The sequence below is a fragment of the Streptomyces sp. NPDC006140 genome (genome assembly GCF_040628815.1).
Taxonomy (GTDB): Bacteria; Actinomycetota; Actinomycetes; order Streptomycetales; family Streptomycetaceae; genus Streptomyces.
The window spans coordinates 15685-32848 of the sequence record NZ_JBEXTS010000031.1; the positions used below are offsets into that span (position 1 = coordinate 15685).

The 17164-nt window shown below is 73.2% G+C and carries 11 protein-coding genes; 1 reads left to right on the top strand and 10 read right to left on the bottom strand.

Annotated elements, in window-relative coordinates; genetic code table 11:
• Positions 1–2: 2 nt before the first annotated feature.
• From ABZ386_RS41425 to ABZ386_RS41435, 3 genes are all read right to left on the bottom strand, one after another.
• Positions 3–4661 carry a hypothetical protein gene (locus tag ABZ386_RS41425; protein WP_358968666.1) on the bottom strand — a complete coding sequence of 1553 codons (4659 nt, stop codon included), beginning with the start codon at positions 4659–4661 and terminating at the stop codon, positions 3–5.
• Positions 4662–4861: 200 nt separating this feature from the next.
• Positions 4862–6439, bottom strand: coding sequence for a S8 family peptidase (locus ABZ386_RS41430; RefSeq protein WP_351345143.1), 1578 nt, complete (start codon positions 6437–6439; stop codon positions 4862–4864).
• 182 nt (positions 6440–6621) lie between these two features.
• The gene (locus ABZ386_RS41435; protein WP_351345146.1) at positions 6622–7452 is read right to left on the bottom strand and encodes an oxidoreductase; all 831 of its coding nucleotides are present in this window, start codon (positions 7450–7452) and stop codon (positions 6622–6624) included.
• 92 nt (positions 7453–7544) lie between these two features.
• On the opposite strand from ABZ386_RS41435, the gene ABZ386_RS41440 reads away from it, so the two are divergent.
• Positions 7545–8450, top strand: coding sequence for a LysR family transcriptional regulator (locus ABZ386_RS41440; protein ID WP_358968668.1), 906 nt, complete (start codon positions 7545–7547; stop codon positions 8448–8450).
• Positions 8451–8605: 155 nt separating this feature from the next.
• Here the strand turns inward: ABZ386_RS41440 and ABZ386_RS41445 are convergent, their stop codons facing one another.
• The 7 genes from ABZ386_RS41445 to ABZ386_RS41475 form a co-directional block, all read right to left on the bottom strand.
• Positions 8606–10891 carry an excinuclease ABC subunit UvrA gene (locus tag ABZ386_RS41445; RefSeq protein ID WP_356618315.1) on the bottom strand — a complete coding sequence of 762 codons (2286 nt, stop codon included), beginning with the start codon at positions 10889–10891 and terminating at the stop codon, positions 8606–8608.
• Positions 10892–10944: 53 nt separating this feature from the next.
• The gene (locus ABZ386_RS41450) at positions 10945–11427 is read right to left on the bottom strand and encodes a glutathione peroxidase (RefSeq protein WP_351345152.1); all 483 of its coding nucleotides are present in this window, start codon (positions 11425–11427) and stop codon (positions 10945–10947) included.
• Between the two features lie 158 nt (positions 11428–11585).
• The gene (locus ABZ386_RS41455; protein WP_114255105.1) at positions 11586–12416 is read right to left on the bottom strand and encodes an ABC transporter permease; all 831 of its coding nucleotides are present in this window, start codon (positions 12414–12416) and stop codon (positions 11586–11588) included.
• Positions 12413–13402, bottom strand: a complete 990-nt coding sequence (locus tag ABZ386_RS41460) for an ATP-binding cassette domain-containing protein (RefSeq protein WP_351345156.1) — start codon at positions 13400–13402, stop codon at positions 12413–12415. The genes ABZ386_RS41455 and ABZ386_RS41460 overlap by 4 nt, the downstream gene beginning before the upstream one ends.
• Before the next feature lie 75 nt (positions 13403–13477).
• The gene (gene rfbB / locus ABZ386_RS41465; RefSeq protein ID WP_351345159.1) at positions 13478–14461 is read right to left on the bottom strand and encodes a dTDP-glucose 4,6-dehydratase; all 984 of its coding nucleotides are present in this window, start codon (positions 14459–14461) and stop codon (positions 13478–13480) included.
• Positions 14462–14482: 21 nt separating this feature from the next.
• Positions 14483–15763: an activator-dependent family glycosyltransferase gene (locus tag ABZ386_RS41470; RefSeq protein ID WP_351345162.1), complete on the bottom strand. Its 1281-nt coding sequence runs from the start codon at positions 15761–15763 to the stop codon at positions 14483–14485.
• 34 nt (positions 15764–15797) lie between these two features.
• Positions 15798–17048, bottom strand: a complete 1251-nt coding sequence (locus ABZ386_RS41475; protein WP_351345165.1) for a P450-derived glycosyltransferase activator — start codon at positions 17046–17048, stop codon at positions 15798–15800.
• Positions 17049–17164: the final 116 nt, after the last annotated feature.

Sequence of the window (17164 nt, forward strand, 5' to 3'; positions counted from 1 at the left end):
GGTCACGACCTTCCGAGGGGTTCCGGGGCCGGGTCGGGGACCGGGAGGGTGGTCTCCAGGACTTGCAGTGCCCTGCCGTAGTCCGGGTCGTACACCGTGAAGCGCAGGCGGTGTTCGCCCGGGTCCCGGGCGGTGAAGACGAACCGGGCGGGCTCGGCGTCCGTCACGCAGTCGGCGGCGGAGGGCTCCAGGGTCGCGGCGGACCGGGTGGTGGCGATCACCAGGACGTTCTCCGGCGGGCCTGGCGGGGGTGCCTCGGACGGGTCGACGGTGGTCAGCCGGAACTCGATCGTGGTGGGCACGCCGACCCGCACGGCGTCGTCCACCAGGACCAGCCGGGGGCGACGGCGGGGCCGGCCAGGGGGTTTGGGGGCGGCTGGGCGGCCGCGGCCGGAGGGGTCCTTGGCGGCCGAGGGTGGGGGGACAAAGGCGGACGGCGGCGGGGGGACAGGGACAGGGGCAGCCGGCGGCGGGATGTCCGGGGCGCTTGGGGAGGGGGGAGGTGGGGCGACCGGGGTCGAGGGGGCCGGGTCGGGTGAGGGGGCGGGAGCCGGGTCTTGTGAGGCAGAGGGAACCGGGCGCGCTGGTGCCGAGGGAACCGGGCGCGCTGGTGCCGAGGGAACCGGGCGCGCTGGTGCCGAGGGAACCGGGCGCGCTGGTGCCGAGGGAACCGGGTGGCTCGGTGTCGCGGGAGCGGGGGCTGCCGGGGAGTCGGGCAGCGCCGGGGAGTCGGACGCCGGCGAAGCGTCGGACGCCGGCCGAGGCCCGGTCGACGGCGACGGCCCGGGCAAAGGCGAAGGGGTGGGCGCCGTCCAAGGCCCGGACACCGGCAACGGCCCGGGCACCGGCAACGGCCCGGACAATGGCGAAGGCCCGGGCGCTGCCCAAGGCCCGGATACCCGCAAGGGCCCGGACACCGGCAGGGGCCCGGCCGACGGCGAAGGCCCGGACACCGGTGAAGGAGCAGTCGACGGCAAAGGACCACTCGACGCCGAGGGACCACTCGACGCCGAGGGACCACTCGACGCCGAGGGAGCGCTCGACGCCGAGGGACCGGACACAGACGAAGTACCAGTCGACGGCAAAGGACCGGACACCGACGAAGGGCCAGACACCGGCTCAGACCCAGACACCGACGAACGGCCAGACACCGGCCCAGACCCAGACACCGACGAACGGCCAGACACCGGCCCAGACCCAGACACCGACGAACGGCCAGACACCGGCCCAGACCCAGACACCGACGAACGGCCAGACACCGGCCCAGACCCAGACACCGACGAAGGGCCAGACACCGGCTCAGACCCAGACACCGACGAACGGCCAGACACCCGCGAAGGACCGGACACCGGTGAAGGGGCAGGCGGATCCAGGGCGTTGGCGGCGATGGGATGAGGGCCTCGGAAGCACTCGGCGACCTGGATGGCGAGGTCGAGGTATGCGCGGCGGGTTTCGGGGCGGAGGTGGGTCAGGTCGAGGCCGGCGCCGGTGGCGAGGTGTTCGTCGAAGGGCACGCGGACGACGCCCCGGCAGCGCTGGGCGAAGTGCTCGACGATGCGGTCCGTCCGGACCAGGGAGGACCCGGCGTGCACCCCGGAGAGCACGACCAGCGCGCGGCGGGCCAGTTCGGCGTGGCCGTGGGCGGAGAGCCAGTCCAGGGTCACGGAGGCGACCTCGGCGCCGTCGACACTCGCGGTGGCGACGACGACCACCTGGTCGGCGAGGGCCAGGACACCCCGCACGGCCTCGTGCAGCAGACCGGTGCCGGAGTCGGTGACGATGATCGGGTAGGCGCGGCTCAGCGCGTCCACGAGGCGCTGGTACTGCTGGATGCCGAACGGCGCGGACAGCCCCGGGGCGACGTCCTGCGCGAGGACCTCCAGGCCCTCCGGGCCGCGGGCGGTGAAGGCGCGGACGTCCTCGGGGTCCTGGAGATCCGGCAGCGCGGCGAGCAGGTCGAGGACGGTCGAGCCGCTCTCCCGGCCCACCCGGTGGCCGAGGGTGCCGCCCTCCGGCGACGCGTCCACCGCGATGACCGGGTCGTCGCGCAGGCCCGCCAGCGTGGCGCCCAGCGCGGCCGCCGTGGTGGTCTTGCCCGTGCCGCCCTTCAGGCTGATCACCGCGATGCGGTGGCAGCCGGCCAGGGGCGCGCGCAGCACGTCCGCCCCGGACCGCCGCCCCCGGGTCTCGGGTCCGCGCCTGGTCAGCCGCAGGCGCAGCCGCCGGGCCCACGACGGTTCGAGCAGCAGCCGCTCGGCGGAGAGGGCGGGCACCGCGACCGGCCCGGCTCCGTCCGGGCCGGGCGCGGTGGAGTGCGCGGGCGGTGCCCAGAATCCCGGGTCCGGCGGCTCCGGGTGCGCCGGCTCGCGCACCGGGCTCATCGGGGCCCGGGCGGCGGCCGCCGCGTCGGCCGCGCGGTTGCGCCACTCGGTCAGCCGGTCGCGGGTGTCGAGCACGGCCGGGTCGTTCACGCCGAAGACCCGGCCCATGTCGTCGAGGAGTTCGGCGTAGGCGGCCGCCGCGCCCGCCGCGTCACCCGCCGTGCCGCGCCACAGCGCGATGTTGTGGCGGGTGAGGAGCGTGTCGCGGTGATCGGGCCCGAGCACGCGCAGCCGGTCGGCCAGCAGGTCGGTGTAGGCCGCCGCCGCGCGCGCCGGGTCGCCCGCGACGCCCTGCCAGAGCGCCAGGTTGTCCCGGACGGTGAACACGTCGGGATGGTCGGGGCCGAGGACCCGGACGAGGTCGTCGAGGAGTTCGCGGTAGGCCGTCACCGCTCCGGGCGCGTCCTGGGAGGCGCCGCGCACCCGGGCGCGATGGCCGCGGGCGGCGAGGGTGTCGGGATGGTCCGGGCCGAAGCGGTGGTGGAGGGCGGCGTGCAGCCACTCCCAGCGCACCCGGGCCGCGCGGACCATCCCGGCGGCGATGAGGTTCCGGCCGGCCTGGAACAGCACGGGGTGGCACTGCGGCTGCCAGAGGGCCTCGCGCGCGTGCCCGGCCAGGACGTCGGTGCAGGACCGTAACGCCCGGCACAGCGGGGACCGGGGCGCGCCCGACGCCGTACGCCACACCGCGCGCAACGCGTCGGCCGCGCTCAGGGCGAGCGCGTCCCGGTCCTCGGCCGGCACCGCCGCGCGGACGGTGCTCTGCACCAGGGTGCTCAGCCGTACCGTCGGGTGCTCCGCGTCGCCGCCGCGTTCGACCAGCCGCAGGCGGTGCAGCACGTCGAGGGCGGTCAGGGCGTCGAGGGCGGTCGGGGCGTCCGGGGAGGCGATCTGCGGGGAGTCGCCGGGCGACGGGGACCGGCGGCGTGCGAGGTGCTGGAGGGCGGGTGCGCTGGTGAGGACGGCGACGGGCGCGCCGTGCGGGTCGAGCACGGCGGCCAGTTCGAGCAGGGGGCGGGCGAGGCCGGCGGCGTGCCGGTCGGCCGTCCCGATGGACAGCCACCAGCAGGCCGTGACCAGGTCGGGGCCCGCTCCGCCACCGGCTTCGGCGCGGGCCGCGTCCGTGCTGCTCGGGGCCGGCTCCTGCCGTACCTCGCGAAGGGCCGTGCGGTAGGCGGCGCAACTCCGGCCCGTGAAGGCCAGGTCGGCGGCCGCCGTGGACAGCGCCAGCGGGTGCTGCCGGAGGTCGGCCGCCAGGGCGGCGATGTGCGCGGGGTCGTCCGTCCGTCCGAGTTCGGCGAGTTCGCGCGTCAACTGCTCGGCCGCGGCCCGCTCGTCCCACGGCCCGAGGTCCAGGCGGCTGCTGCCGTCCGGCAGGGACCCGGCGTGGCCGGTGGTGACCAGGACGCGGCCGTTGGGGCGTTCCGGCGGCCACAGATGGTGCAGTTCGGCGGTGCCGGGCAGCCCGTCGAGCACCACGAGCCAGCGCCGGTCGGTCCAGCTCAGCCAGGAACGGAACGCCTCCGCGGCATGCTCGGGCTGGGCGCTGCCGTGCCCGGTGACGGCCTCGGCGGCCTCGGCGTAGCCGCAGACGACCGCGTCCTCACTGGTGGCGGTCATCCACACGACGAGATCGGCCGCCCCGTCCCGCAGCACGCGACGGGCCAGATGCGCGGCGAGCCGCGTCTTGCCCACTCCGGGGGGCCCGACGAGGGCCCAGGTGGGCGAGGGTCCGTCCCACAGGCCGTCCGGCAGGCCCGCGTCGGGCCGGTCACGGAACGGCCCCGCCGCGGTGGGGAGTCTCCCGACGAGCACGGGGGCGTGGACCGTGCCGTCGGGGTCGGGCGCCTCGGTTGAAAGGGGCGAAGAGGGGGGCGGGCAGGACGGAGCCGGTGACGGCGGCACGGGCGCGGCCGGTGCCGCCGGCGACAGCCCGGGCCGCGCGGCGAGGGCGTACCGGCCCTGTCCGAGCAGGGCCAAGTCCTGGAGCCGCGCGAGGAGTTCCGTACGCTCGCTGTCCGCCGTCCCGTCCAGCAGTACCTCGAACCGCGTCTGCCAGGCGGACTCCAGGCGGATGCGCAGCCGTTCGTCGTGCTGCTCCAGCAGGGCGGTCATGTCGCGGTCCAGGCGCGCCAGATGCGTCCGGACGTCACCCGGGGTGCCCAGGCTCAGCAACCGCGCCGCCGCGGCGCGCACGGCGGGCCATGCCTCGGTGCCGACGGCTTCGGTCACGGCCGTGCCGGCCGCCGCGGTCACGGACAGGGAGGCGTCGTCCAGCATTCAGCGCATCCCGTCCATCGCGCGTCTCCCTCTGCTCATTCCGCACCCATAGAAGCACAACCACCCCGTAGTGGACCCGGATGCGCGAGAACCCCCGGGGAGACGAACTCGCCCTCGGGGCGGGCCGGGTCGGGGACCCGGAGCCTGCCGCGAGGGCGAGGGACGCCTGACTGCCGGTCGTTGTCAGGAGGAGTTCAAGCTCAGAACTGGAGTGCCCAGGCGTCGATCCGCCCGGTGTCCATGCGGGCGTTGTCGCTCACCCGGAGCTTCCACGTGCCGTTCGCGGCCTCCGAGGAGGCGTTCACGGTGTAGGTGGTGTCGATGTTGTCGGCGCTGCCGCCGGTGCCGTACGACTTCAGCGTGTACGCCGTGCCGTCGGGGGCGATCAGCTGGACCTGGAGGTCGCCGATGTAGGTGTGGACGATGTGCACCTCGACGGCCAGGGCCGACGGGGCGTTGCCGGAGACGCCGGAGACGGTCACCGGGGACTCGGCGGTGGCGTTGTCGGCGATGGCCTGGTCGGTGGTGTTCTCGAAGCGCGGGCCGGGCGGGGTGGTGGTACCGCCGCCGACGTTCAGGAGCCGGTTGGGCGATCCGGTGCCGGGGCTGGTGACGACGCCGGTGGTGGCGGCGGAGGTCAGTGCGGAGGAGACCTGCGCGGGGGTGGCCGCGGGGTTGTCCGCCAGGTACAGCGCGGCGGCGCCGGCGACGTGCGGGCTCGCCATCGACGTGCCGGAGATGGTGTTGGTCGCCGAGTCGCCCGTGCTCCAGGCCGAGGTGATGGACGAACCGGGCGCGAACAGGTCCAGGACGGAGCCGTAGTTGGAGTAGCTCGCCTTCGCGTCGCCCGAGGTCGTCGCGCCGACCGTGACGGCCTCGGTGACGCGGGCCGGGGACCGGGTGGAGGCGTTGGTGGACTCGTTGCCGGCCGCGACGACGAAGGTGACGCCGGAGGTGATGGCGTTGCGGACGGCCGTGTCGATGGCCGTGTCGCCGGGGCCGCCGAGGGACATGTTGGCGACGGCGGGCTTGACCGCGTTGCGGGCGACCCAGTCGATGCCGGCGACGACCTGGGCGGTGGTGCCCTGGCCGGAGTTGTTCAGCACGCGGACGCCGACGACCTTGGCCTTCTTGGCGACGCCGTAGGCGCTGCCGGCGACCGTGCCGGCGACGTGCGTGCCGTGGCCGTGGCCGTCCTGGGCGGTGTTGTCGTTGTCGACGGCGTCGTAGCCGTAGGAGGCGCGGCCGCCGAAGTCGCCGTGCGTGATGCGGACGCCGGTGTCGATGACGTACGCGGTGACGCCCTCGCCCGCCGCGTCCGGGTAGGTGTAGGAGCTGTTCAGCGGCAGGTTCTTCTGGTCGATGCGGTCCAGGCCCCAGGAGGGCGGGCTGGGCTGCGTCGCCGTGATGGAGAACGTCCGGTTCTGCACGACGGAGGCGATGCCCGGGTCGGCGGCGAGACGTTTCGCCTCGGAGGCGGAGGCCTCGACCTCGTAGCCGTTGAGGGCCTTGGTGTACGTGCGCTCGATGGCGGCGCCGTACTTGTGCGCGAGGGCGCGGCCCGCGGCGGAACCGGCCTTCTCGGTCTTCAGGGTGACGATGTAGCTGTCGGCGACGGCGTTCGCGGCGCCTTGGTACTGGACGCGCCCTTCGGCGGCCGGGGCCGCGCCGGCGGGGAGGGCGGAGACGAGGCTCGCGACGAGCGCCGCGGTGGCCGTCGCGCCGAGCGCGGCCAGTCTTCGCCGGGTGGGTCTGTGGGGAGTACGCATCACTGCCATCTGAGGGGTCCTCCTCGATCGGTGGTGCGCTGTGGGGTGTGGTGCACGCCCGTCGGAGCACCCCTTAGGTCATGGTCATGTCAATCAAGGGGTGACTCCTGTGCGTCAGCCGAAAGATTGAGGCCTCCACAGGAATTGCACAAGGGCCCTGCACGGACGAGCAGGGCCCTCGCCGGGTGACGTCAGTCGTCGAACGCCGTGTTCCGGCTGCGCTTCTCCCACGCCAGGACCTCGTCCCGCACCTGGTCGAGGTGGCCGAGGACCGCGCTGACGCCGTCGTCGCCCAGGGGCAGCCGCAGCGGCGTGGGGTCGGCCTCCAGCGCGGCCAAGATGAGGGCCGCGGCCTTGGCCGGGTCGCCGGGCTGGGTGCCGTCGCCGCCCGCGACGAGGCCGCGGGTCTCGCGCACCTTGGCGTACACGCCGCTGTCCTGGCTGGCGCCGGCCCGTCCGGTCTCGAACAGGCCGGTACGGAAGGCGCCCGGTTCGACGATCAGCACCTTGACACCGAACTCGGCGACCTCGTCCGCGAGCCCCTCGGACAGGCCCTCCAGGGCGAACTTCGTGGCGCTGTACGCCGAGAAGCCCGCGAAGGACAGCTGCCCGCCCATGCTGCTCAGCTGCACGATCGCGCCCGAACGCCGCTCGCGCATGTGCGGCAGCACGGCTCTGGTGAGGGCGGCCGGGCCGAAGACATGCACCTCGAACAGCGCCCGCAGCTCCTCCTCGGTGGTCTCCTCGAACGCCCCGACGTGCGTCCGGCCCGCGTTGTTGACCAGGACGTCGATCCGCCCGTGCCGCGCCACGACGTCCCGTACGGCGGCCTCGGCGGCGCCCGTGTCGGTGACGTCCAGGCGCAGCGCCTCGACCCGGTCGGGGTGGGCGGCGACCAGGTCGTCCAGCGCCTCGGGGCGCCGGGCCGCGCCCACCACGACATCGCCCGCGGCGAGGGCGGCCTCGGCGATCGCCCGCCCGAAACCGCTGCTCGCGCCCGTGATCAGCCAGACCTTGTGCATGACCGCTCCTCGTCTCGTCTCCTCCGTTGCACCAACCACCCTTCCTCTTCGGCCAGTTGCCCGTCCAAGACTTTCGGTGATAGCCGATGGTTATGACGATGGACGTTCACGTGCGGGACCTGCGCTACTTCGTGGCGGTGGCCGAGGAACTGCACTTCACCCGCGCCGCCGAGCGGCTGTACGTCTCCCAGCCCGCGCTGAGCAAGCAGATCCGGGCCCTGGAGCGGCAGTTGGGCGTCGAACTGTTCCGGCGCGACCGGCACGGCGTGGCCCTCACCGACGCCGGTACGGCACTGCTGCCGCACGCGCGCGGGGTTCTGGGCGCGTGGGAGGAGGGCGCGGCCGCGATGGAATCCGTCCGGGCCGCGCGGCGCGGCACGCTGGTCGTGGGCATGAGCACCAGCCCGGTCCGCGGGGGGCTGCTGCCCGCGATCCGCTCCCGCTTCACGGCGGCGCACCCGGAGACCGCCCTCCGGCTGCGGCAGGTCAACTGGGAGGACCCCACCGCCGGTCTCGCCGACGGCACCGCGGACGTCGCGTTCGTCTGGCTCCCGCTGCCCGGCCAGGACCGCTACGCCTGGACGGTCGTCGCCGAGGAACCGCTCATGGTCGCCCTGCCGGACACGCACCCCCTCGCCGACCGCACCGAGATCGACTTCCTGGACCTGCTCGACGAGCCGTTCCTCGCCCTGCCCGAGAGCACGGGCCCACTGCGCGACTACTGGCTCGCCCTGGACGCCCGCGCCGGCCGCCCGCCCCGGATCGGCGCCGAGATCGCGAGCACGGAGGAGACGTACGAGGCCCTGACGGCGGGCCTCGGGGTGTGCCTCGTGGCCGCGGGCAACGTCCCCCTGCTCAGCCTGGGCGGCGTGACGGCCCGCCCGGTGCGCGGCGTCACACCCAGCCGCTACGTCCTGGCCTGGCGCCGCGAGGACGCCCGGCGGCCCCTGGTACGGGCGTACGCGGAGGCGTGCCGGCGGGTGACGGGAGGGGTGTAGCCGGCCGCGCGGGCAGGGGGCGGTGGCACGCGGCGGCGGTGTCCGGGCCGGGCTGCCTCGGCCTGCGCCGGTTCGAACGCCGAGCGGCGCGCGACGGCGGCGGACAGCCGGACGGCCCGTTCGGGCCGGTCCCGCCGTCCGCCGCGTGGGGCGCCCTACTGCGCCAGGTAGAGGCTCAGGTGCTGCCCGGTGTGGGAGTGCGTGGCCTGTGCCAGTTCGGCGGGGGTGCCGGTGAAGACGATCTCGCCGCCGGTGTTGCCGCCCTCGGGGCCGAGGTCGATGACCCAGTCGGCCTGGGAGATCACGGCCAGGTCGTGCTCGATGACGATGACGGTGTTGCCCCGCTCGACGATCCGGTCGAGCAGGCCGACGAGGTTGTCGATGTCGGACAGGTGGAGGCCGGTGGTCGGCTCGTCGAGGATGTAGACGGTGCCGGAGCCGGAGAGCCGGTCGGCGAGCTTGAGCCGCTGGCGCTCACCGCCGGACAGGGTGGCCAGCGACTGGCCGAGGCCGAGGTAGCCGATGCCGGTCTCGATGAGGGCGTTGGCCTTGGCCCGCAGCGGTCCCGAGAGGAAGAACTCCCCCGCCTCCTCGGCGGACATCTCCAGGACGTCCGCGATGTTCTTGCCGCGCACCCGGTGCTGGAGCACCGACTCCTTGAAGCGGCGGCCCTCGCAGACCTCGCAGTGCGTGGTGACCGGGTCCATGTAGGCGACCTCGGTGATGAGCAGGCCGCGCCCCTCGCACTCCTCGCAGGCGCCCTTGGAGTTGAAGCTGAAGAGGCTGGCGTCCTCGCCGCTGGCCTTGGCGAAGAGCTTGCGGATCGGGTCCATCAGCTTGAGGTAGCTCGCCGGGGTGGACCGCGAGGAGCGCGGGATGGGCGACTGGTCGACGAAGACGGCCCCCGGGAACTGGGCTCGGAAGGCGTGGGCGATCAGGGAGCTCTTGCCCGCGCCGGCCACTCCGGTGACGGCGGTCAGGACACCGGTGGGGATCTCGGTGGAGACGTTCTTCAGGTTGTTCGCCGTCGCGTTCACGATCGGCAGGGTCCGGCCCCACGGGCGGGGGTTCTCCTTGATCCCGCCCGTGCGCCGCAGCCCCTGCCCGGTCAGCGTGTCCGCGACGCGCAGTTCCTCGTAGGAGCCCTCGAAGACGATGGTGCCGCCGTGCACGCCCGCCCGCGGGCCGATCTCGACGACGTGGTCGGCGACCGCCATGACGTCCGGGTCGTGCTCCACGACGAGGACCGTGTTGCCCTTGTCGCGCAGGGCGCGCAGCAGGTCGTTGAGGCGGCTGACGTCGCGGGGGTGCAGGCCGACGCTGGGTTCGTCGAAGATGTAGGTCAGCCCGGTCAGTTCGCTGCCGAGGTGGTTGACGAGCTTGAGCCGCTGGCCCTCGCCGCCGGAGAGCGTGGAGGTGGAGCGGTCCAGAGTGAGGTAGCCGAGGCCGATGGCCTGGATCTGCTCCAGGGTCTCGATGATGGTGGTGACGAGCGGTGTGTCGAGCCGCTCCCGGAGCGTGGCGACGACCCCGATGAGGTCGCTGACCTGCATCTGGGACCAGTCGGCGATGTTGTGGCCGTCGATGCGGGTGGCGAGCGCCTTCTGGTTGAGCCGGGCGCCCTCGCAGGTGGGGCAGACGCCCTCGGTGAAGAACTCGGCCGCCTTGTCGCGCGCGGCCTTGCTCATGCCGCCCGTGTCCCGCTTCAGATGGCGGCGGACGAAGCTGTCCACCAGGCCCTCGTAGCGCAGGGCCAGCACGTTGCCGTTGGGGTAGGTCACCTCGACCGTGCCGTTGCTGCCGTGCAGCAGGGTGTGCATCTCCTCGTCGGTGTAGTCCGCGAGCTTCTTGTCGGCGTCCAGGCGCTCGTAGTTGGCGTAGAACTGCCAGTTCGCGCTGCCGACGGTGTAGCCGGGCAGGAGGATGGCGCCCTCGGCGATCGACTTCCCGCGGTCGATCATCAGCTCGGGGCTGGCGCGCCGGGCGCGGCCGAGGCCCTCGCACTCGGGGCACATGCCCTTGGGGTCGTTGAAGGAGTAGAGCCAGGTCTGGCCGAGGCCGTCGTTGCCGTGGTTGGCGAAGAGCACGCGCATCACGGTGTAGACGTCGGTGACCGTGCCGACGGTGGAGCGGGCGTTGCCGCCGAGGGGCCGCTGGTCGACGACGACCGGGGTGGTCAGCCTGGTGACCGCGTCGACGTGCGGCCGTTCGAACTTGGGCAGGTCGTGCCGGATGTTCCAGGGGAAGGTGGCGTTGAGCTGCCGCTGGGCCTCCACGGCGACGGTGTCGAAGACCAGGGAGGACTTTCCGGAGCCGGAGACGCCGACGAAGACGGTGATGCGGTTCTTGGGGATGACGAGGGAGACGTCCTTCAGGTTGTTCTCTCGGGCACCGACGACCTGAATGCCCTCGTCGGTTGCGGTAACCGGCGTCTGGTTCACAAATCATCCTCTCTGCATCGGGTGAGTCGTCGAGGCGGTGTGACGCGTCGAGCTCACTGCACCTGCGCGCGGACGGCGCGCAGGAGTTCGGGGTCCTGCGGTTCGACGGTGGGGCCGAAGCGCCCCACGCATGCGCCGGCGGACGAGACGAGGAACTTCTCGAAGTTCCAGCGCACGTCCCCGGTGTGGCCCTCCGCGTCGGCGAAGGGGGTCAGGGCGGCGTAGAGGGGGTGGCGGTCCGCTCCGTTGACGTCGGTCTTCTCGGTGAGCGGGAAGGAGATCTGCCGGGCGGAGCAGAAGTCGGCGATCTCCTCGGGGGTGCCCGGCTCCTGCTCGCCGAACTGGTTGCAGGGCACCCCGATGACGCTGAGCCCGTCCTCGTGGTGGCGGCGGGCGAGCGCCTCCAGTCCGGCGTACTGGCCGGCCAGGGCGCAGCGGGAGGCGACGTTGACGATGAGCAGGGTCCGGCCGCGGTGCCGGGACAGCAGGTCGGGCTTGCCGTTCAGGTCCGCGATGGCGATGTCGAAGACGGTCATGCCGTGCACGCTAGGTTCGTCCGCTCCGGACGCGGTCGACGTCGCATCGTGGGCCCCTCGCGCTCGGCTCGACGGACCGCCCGCCGGGAGGCGGGCAGGCTGAGGGGGTGTGAGCCGGCCCGGGGGATCAGCCGGCTCACACCCCGGTACAGGGGCCCTTACCTGCTCAGGGCCCGGTACTTGCGGACGGCCAGCGGGAAGAACACCGCGAAGATCGCGAGCGGCCAGACGAAGGACATGAGCATCGCGTGCTCGGCGATCCAGGAGGTGCCGCCCACCCCGGGGTTGCCGAACAGCTCACGGGTGGCGTGGGCGGTGGACGACAGCGGGTTCCACTCGGCGATGGTCGCCAGCCAGCCCGGCATCATCTCCGGGGAGGCGAAGGTGTTGGCGACGATGCCGAGCGGGAACAGCAGGGTGTAGACGGCGGAGGCCGCCTCCGGGGTCTTGATGATCAGACCGAGGTAGATGCCGACCCAGAGCAGGGCGAAGCGCAGCAGGAGCAGGAGCGCGAAGGCGCCGAGCGCCTGCATGAACCCGTCGCTCCAGCTCCATCCGGCGATGACCCCGCAGCCCATGAGGATCATCAGGACGACGGTGCTGTAGAGCATGTTGACGATGCTCTGCCCGATCACCACGGAGGCGGCGGACATGGGCATGGAGCGGAACCGGTCGGTGACGCCCTTGGAGGCGTCGGCGGTGACGCCGGCCATGGTCTCGCCGATGCCGAAGGCCATCGACATGACGAACATGCCGGGCATCAGGAACTCCATGTAGTCCCCGCCGCCCTCGACCTGCATGCCGCTGCCGAAGATGCCGCCGAAGAGCAGCACCATCAGGATCGGGAAGGCGAGGCCGGCGAGGATCTGGGTGGGGTTGCGGGCCCAGTGGGACAGTCCGCGGAGGGTGAGCGTCCAGGAGTCCGCGAGGACCCAGCCCAGTTTGGCCAGCGGGTTCCTGGGCAGTTCGGGCGCGATGATCGCGGTCATGACTGGGCGACCTCCTTGAGGCTCTGCTCGGCGGACGTGGCCGCCCCGTTGCCGGTCAGGTTCAGGAACACCTCGTCGAGTGTGGGCCTGCGCAGGGCGATGTCCTCGGCCTCGATGCCGGCGTCGTCGAGTTCGCGGGCGACGGCGGTGAGGGCGGCGACGCGGTTGTCGACGACGACGCTGATGCGCCGGTTGTCGGCGTCCGTCTCGGGTTCGGCGCGCAGCAGGGCGCCGATGGTGCGGGTGGCGCGGTCGAGGTCGTGGGCGCGGCGGAGGACGACGTCGATCCGGTCGCCGCCGATCTTGTTCTTGAGCTGGTCCGGGGTGCCGGACTCGACGACCCTGCCGTTGTCGATCAGGGCGATGCGGTCGGCCAGCTGGTCGGCCTCCTCGAGGTACTGGGTGGTCAGCAGGACCGTGCGGCCCTCGGCGATCAGGCCGCGGACGGACTCCCAGACGTCGTTGCGGCCCCGCGGGTCGAGCCCGGTGGTGGGCTCGTCGAGGAACAGCACGGACGGGGCCAGGATGAGGCTGGCGGCGAGGTCGAGCCGCCGGCGCATACCGCCGGAGTACTGCTTGGCCGGCTTGCCGGCGGCCTCGGTCAGGCCGAAGCGCTCCAGCAGTTCGTCGGCCCTGGCCTGGGCGTTGCGTTTGCCGATGTGGTATAAGCGCCCGAACATCACGAGGTTCTGACGGCCGCTCAGGTCCTCGTCCACCGCGGCGTGCTGGCCGAGGAGTCCGATGCTGTAGCGGACCTGGGCCGACTGGGTGGCGACGTCGTAGCCGGCGACCCGGGCTGTTCCCTCGTCGTACTTCAGCAGGGTGGAGAGGATGCGGACCGCGGTGGTCTTTCCGGCGCCGTTCGGGCCGAGAAGGCCGTAGACGACGCCTCGGGGTACCTCCAGGTCGAGTCCCGCGAGGGCCTCCTTGTCGCCGTATTTCTTCTTCAGAGCTTCGGTCTGGATCGCCAGGTCGGCGCCGCCCATGCCCGCCCCTTCTTTCGGGTGCTCAAATTTGGGTACCCGGCGAGCATAGAGGAGGGCGACCCGGATATTCAAGTTTTAGTACCCCCCGTCGGCGCCTTCCTCCCGGGCGTCCCAGTGGTCACGGTGGGCGGCGTACCACTCGACCGTCTCGCGCAGCCCGTCGTCGAGCGACCAGCGGGGTGCGTAGCCCAGTTCGCGGCGGATCTTCGAGTCGTCCACGGCGTACCGGAAGTCGTGCCCCTTGCGGTCCGCCACCCGCCGCACGAGGTCCCAGTCGCGTCCGCAGAGCGCGAGGAGGCGGCCGGTCATCTCCTTGTTGGTCAGATGGGTGCCGCCGCCGACGTTGTAGATCTCCCCCGGCCGGCCCCGGTCCAGCACCAGCCGCACCGCGTGGCAGTGGTCGTCCACGTGCAGCCACTCCCGCAGGTTCGAGCCGTCCCCGTACAGCGGGACCGGCTGCCCGTCGAGGAGCCGGGTGACGAACAGCGGGACCAGCTTCTCGGGGTGCTGGCCGGGGCCGTAGTTGTTGGCGCACCGGGTGATGCGCACGTCGAGGCCGTGGGTGCGCCAGTACGAGCGGGCGATGAGGTCGGCCGACGCCTTCGACGCCGCGTACGGCGAGTTGGGCAGCAGCGGCTCGTCCTCCGTCCAGCGCCCTTCGGCGATGGAGCCGTACGTCTCGTCCGTGGAGACCTGGACGAAGACGCCCGTGCCGTGCCGCAGCGCCGCTTCGAGCAGGGCCTGCGTGCCGAGCACGTTGGTGCGGACGAAGGCCTCGGCGCCCGCCACCGAGCGGTCCACGTGCGACTCCGCGGCGAAGTGCACCACCGCCTCGTGGCCCGGGAACACCTTGTCCAGCAGGGGGGTGTCGCAGATGTCGCCGTGCACGAAGGTCAGCCGCGGGTGGTGTGCGGGCAGGTTCTTCAGCGTCCCCGCGTAGGTGAGCTTGTCCAGGACGGTCACCCGGTCGTCCTCGTGCCCGGGGTATCCGCCGCTCAGCAGCGTTCTGACGAAGTGCGAGCCGATGAAGCCGGCCGCACCGGTCACCAGGATGTTCACGCTTCTCCCGTCCTCGTCGCGTCAGCGGGCCGCGGCCACCGGGCGGTGACGAGCCGTCAGTTTTTCGAGTGTGGGCACCACTTCGTTGGGGCTCGGCGCCGACAGCATGGCCAGGCGCAGCCGTCGGGCGCCTTCCGTGAACGAGGGGTCGTCGAGCACCCGCACGAGCTTGTCGCGCAGGACCTCCACGGTCAGGCCCTCGGAGTGCAGGTGCAGCCCCGCGCCCAGCTCCTCCACCCGCTGAGCCCGGTAGATCGCGTCCCACATCCAGCCGAGCGCCACCTGCGGCACCCCGTGCGCGGCGGCGGTCGCCCAGGTGCCGGCCCCGCCGTGGTGGACGATCGCCGAACACGTGGGCAGCAGCGCGAGCAGCGCCACGTGGTCGACGACCCGCGTGTTGTCCGGCACCCGCGACACCTGGGCGAGTTCCTTCTCGCTCAGCGTCGCCACCACCTCGACGTCCAGGTCGGCCAGCGAGGCGAAGACCTCGTCGACATCGACGGCGTTGGGGAACTCCGTGTCCCGGATGGTGAGCCCGAGGGTGAGGCAGACCCGGCGGCGCTCCGGCGGCCGGCGCAGCCAGTCGGGCACGACGGCCGGGCCGGGCCCGTTGTACGGCACGTAGCGCGTGGGCACCGTCGGCAGCCCCAGCTCCATCCGCACGCCGGGAGGCATCTGGTCGACCGACCACTGCCCCGTGACCACGTCCGGGTCGAAGGCGGCGCCGTGCCGGTCGAGGGTGTACGCCAGCCACTCCTCCAGCGGGTCGTCGCGCAGTTCCGCGGGCAGTTCCGCCTGCCGCCGGCGCAGCGTCAGGTGGGTGTTCGCGAACAGGTCGGGGAAGGCCAGGAGCCGGGCGTGGGCGGCCCCGGTCGCCTTGGCGGCGACGGCGCCGGCGAAGGTGAAGGGCTCCCAGAGCACCAGGTCCGGCTGCCAGAACCGGGCGTAGTCGACGAGCGCGTCGATCATCGAGTCGTTGTTGATCTGCGCGTAGAAGGTCGCCGTCAGCATCGCGTTCGACGCCCGCAGGAAGTCGAGGCTCAGCCGCTCCGGGCGGTTCTCCAGGTAGTCGCGGTCCAGGTGGTGCATGAGCATCCCCGGGCCGACGGTGGGGATGACGGCGTCCATGCGGTGGTCGTCGCCGACCGGCACGGCCGTCAGACCGGCCCGGGTGATGCTCTCGACCGCGGCCGGCTGGCTGGCCACCCGGACCTCGTGCCCGGCGGTCCTGAGCGCCCAGGCGAGCGGGACGACGCCGTTGAGATGGGCGTCCTGTGCGAAGGCTGTCAGCAGTACACGCACCGAGGTGCTCCTCCCCTGGTGATGGTCGGCCCGGTCATGCGACCGGGAAGCGCAGGACGCCGCGCAGCACCGCCGAGCGCATGCGGTGCAGCACCTCGGCGCCCGTGCGCAGGCCGGGCCGCAGCTCGGCGAGGACGCGCACCGCGGCTTCCGTCTGGAGCCGGACCAGTGCCTCGGTGACCGGGGCCGCGGGACCGCCGAGCAGGGTCAGCGACCGGTCGGCGTCGGCGCGGCCGGGGACGAAGGCGTCCGGGTCGGCGAAGGCCTCCGGGTCGCGGTTGGCCGCGTCGACGAGCACCACGACGCGCCGGCCCTCCTCGACGGTCTTGCCGTCGAACTCGGCCTGTTCGCGCGCGATACGGCTCTCGAACCGCAGCGGCGGGGCGAGCCGCAGGGCCTCGCGGACCGCGGCCCCGGCCCGTTCGGGCTCCCGCCCGATCCGCTCCCACTCCTCGCGGTGGTCCAGCAGGACCTCGACCGCGTTGCACACGGCGGTCGCGGTGACCTCGACGCCCACCACGACGGCGAGCGTCCCGACGGCGACCGCGTCCTCGGGCGACACACCGCCGAGCGCGGCGAGGCCGGTGGCACGGCCGCTGTCGACCAGGCCGGTCAGCTCGGCGGAGAGGTCCGCCATGGCCGTGAACAGCGCCCGCGCGGCGACCAGTTGCTGCGGGCAGTGGCCGGCGTCCAGGGCGGTGGCGAGACCCGCGTGCAGTTCGGGCAGGCGCTGCCGCGTCTCCTCGGGCAGGCCGAGCACGTCGGCCACCACGCGCAAGGCGGCGGGGACGGCGACGTCCCGGTACAGGTCGAACCGTTCGCCGGTCGCGGCCAGCGCCTCGCGGTAGGCCGCCTCGATCTCCGGCAGCCGCGCGGCGAGCGCCTCGGCCGACAGCAGCGGGGCCGCGGCCCGCGCCAGCGCGCGGTAGGCGGCCGGATCGCGGTTGAGCTGGGCGTCGTCGAGGGGCACGACGTGGCACAGCAGGGGGTTGTCCCAGACGTCGACGCCCGGGTGGGCCTGCGGCCCCTCCTCGGCGTGGCGCGGGGAGAACCGCTCGTCGCCGAGGATCCGGGCGCCGAGTTCGCGCCGCGCGGTGACCCACGCGCCGATGCTGCTCTCGTGCAGGCCCTGTTCGCGGGCGCGCGCCCCGTGGCCGAGGGGGTCGTCGTCGCCGGCGCGCAGGATCATGGCGAAGGGGTCGCCCTGGGCGCCGAAGATGAACTGGACGCCTCGGATGGTCAGCAGATGCCGGCCCAACTCGCTGTTGGTCTGATCGGTCAGCATGACACCGTCCTTGGGAGAAGAGTCCTGGCAAGGTGAGGAAGGCCCGCGGATCCGGCCGGGAGGCCGTGGGTCCGGCGGACGGGGAAAGGGGCGAAGCGCCACGGGCGACGCTAGGC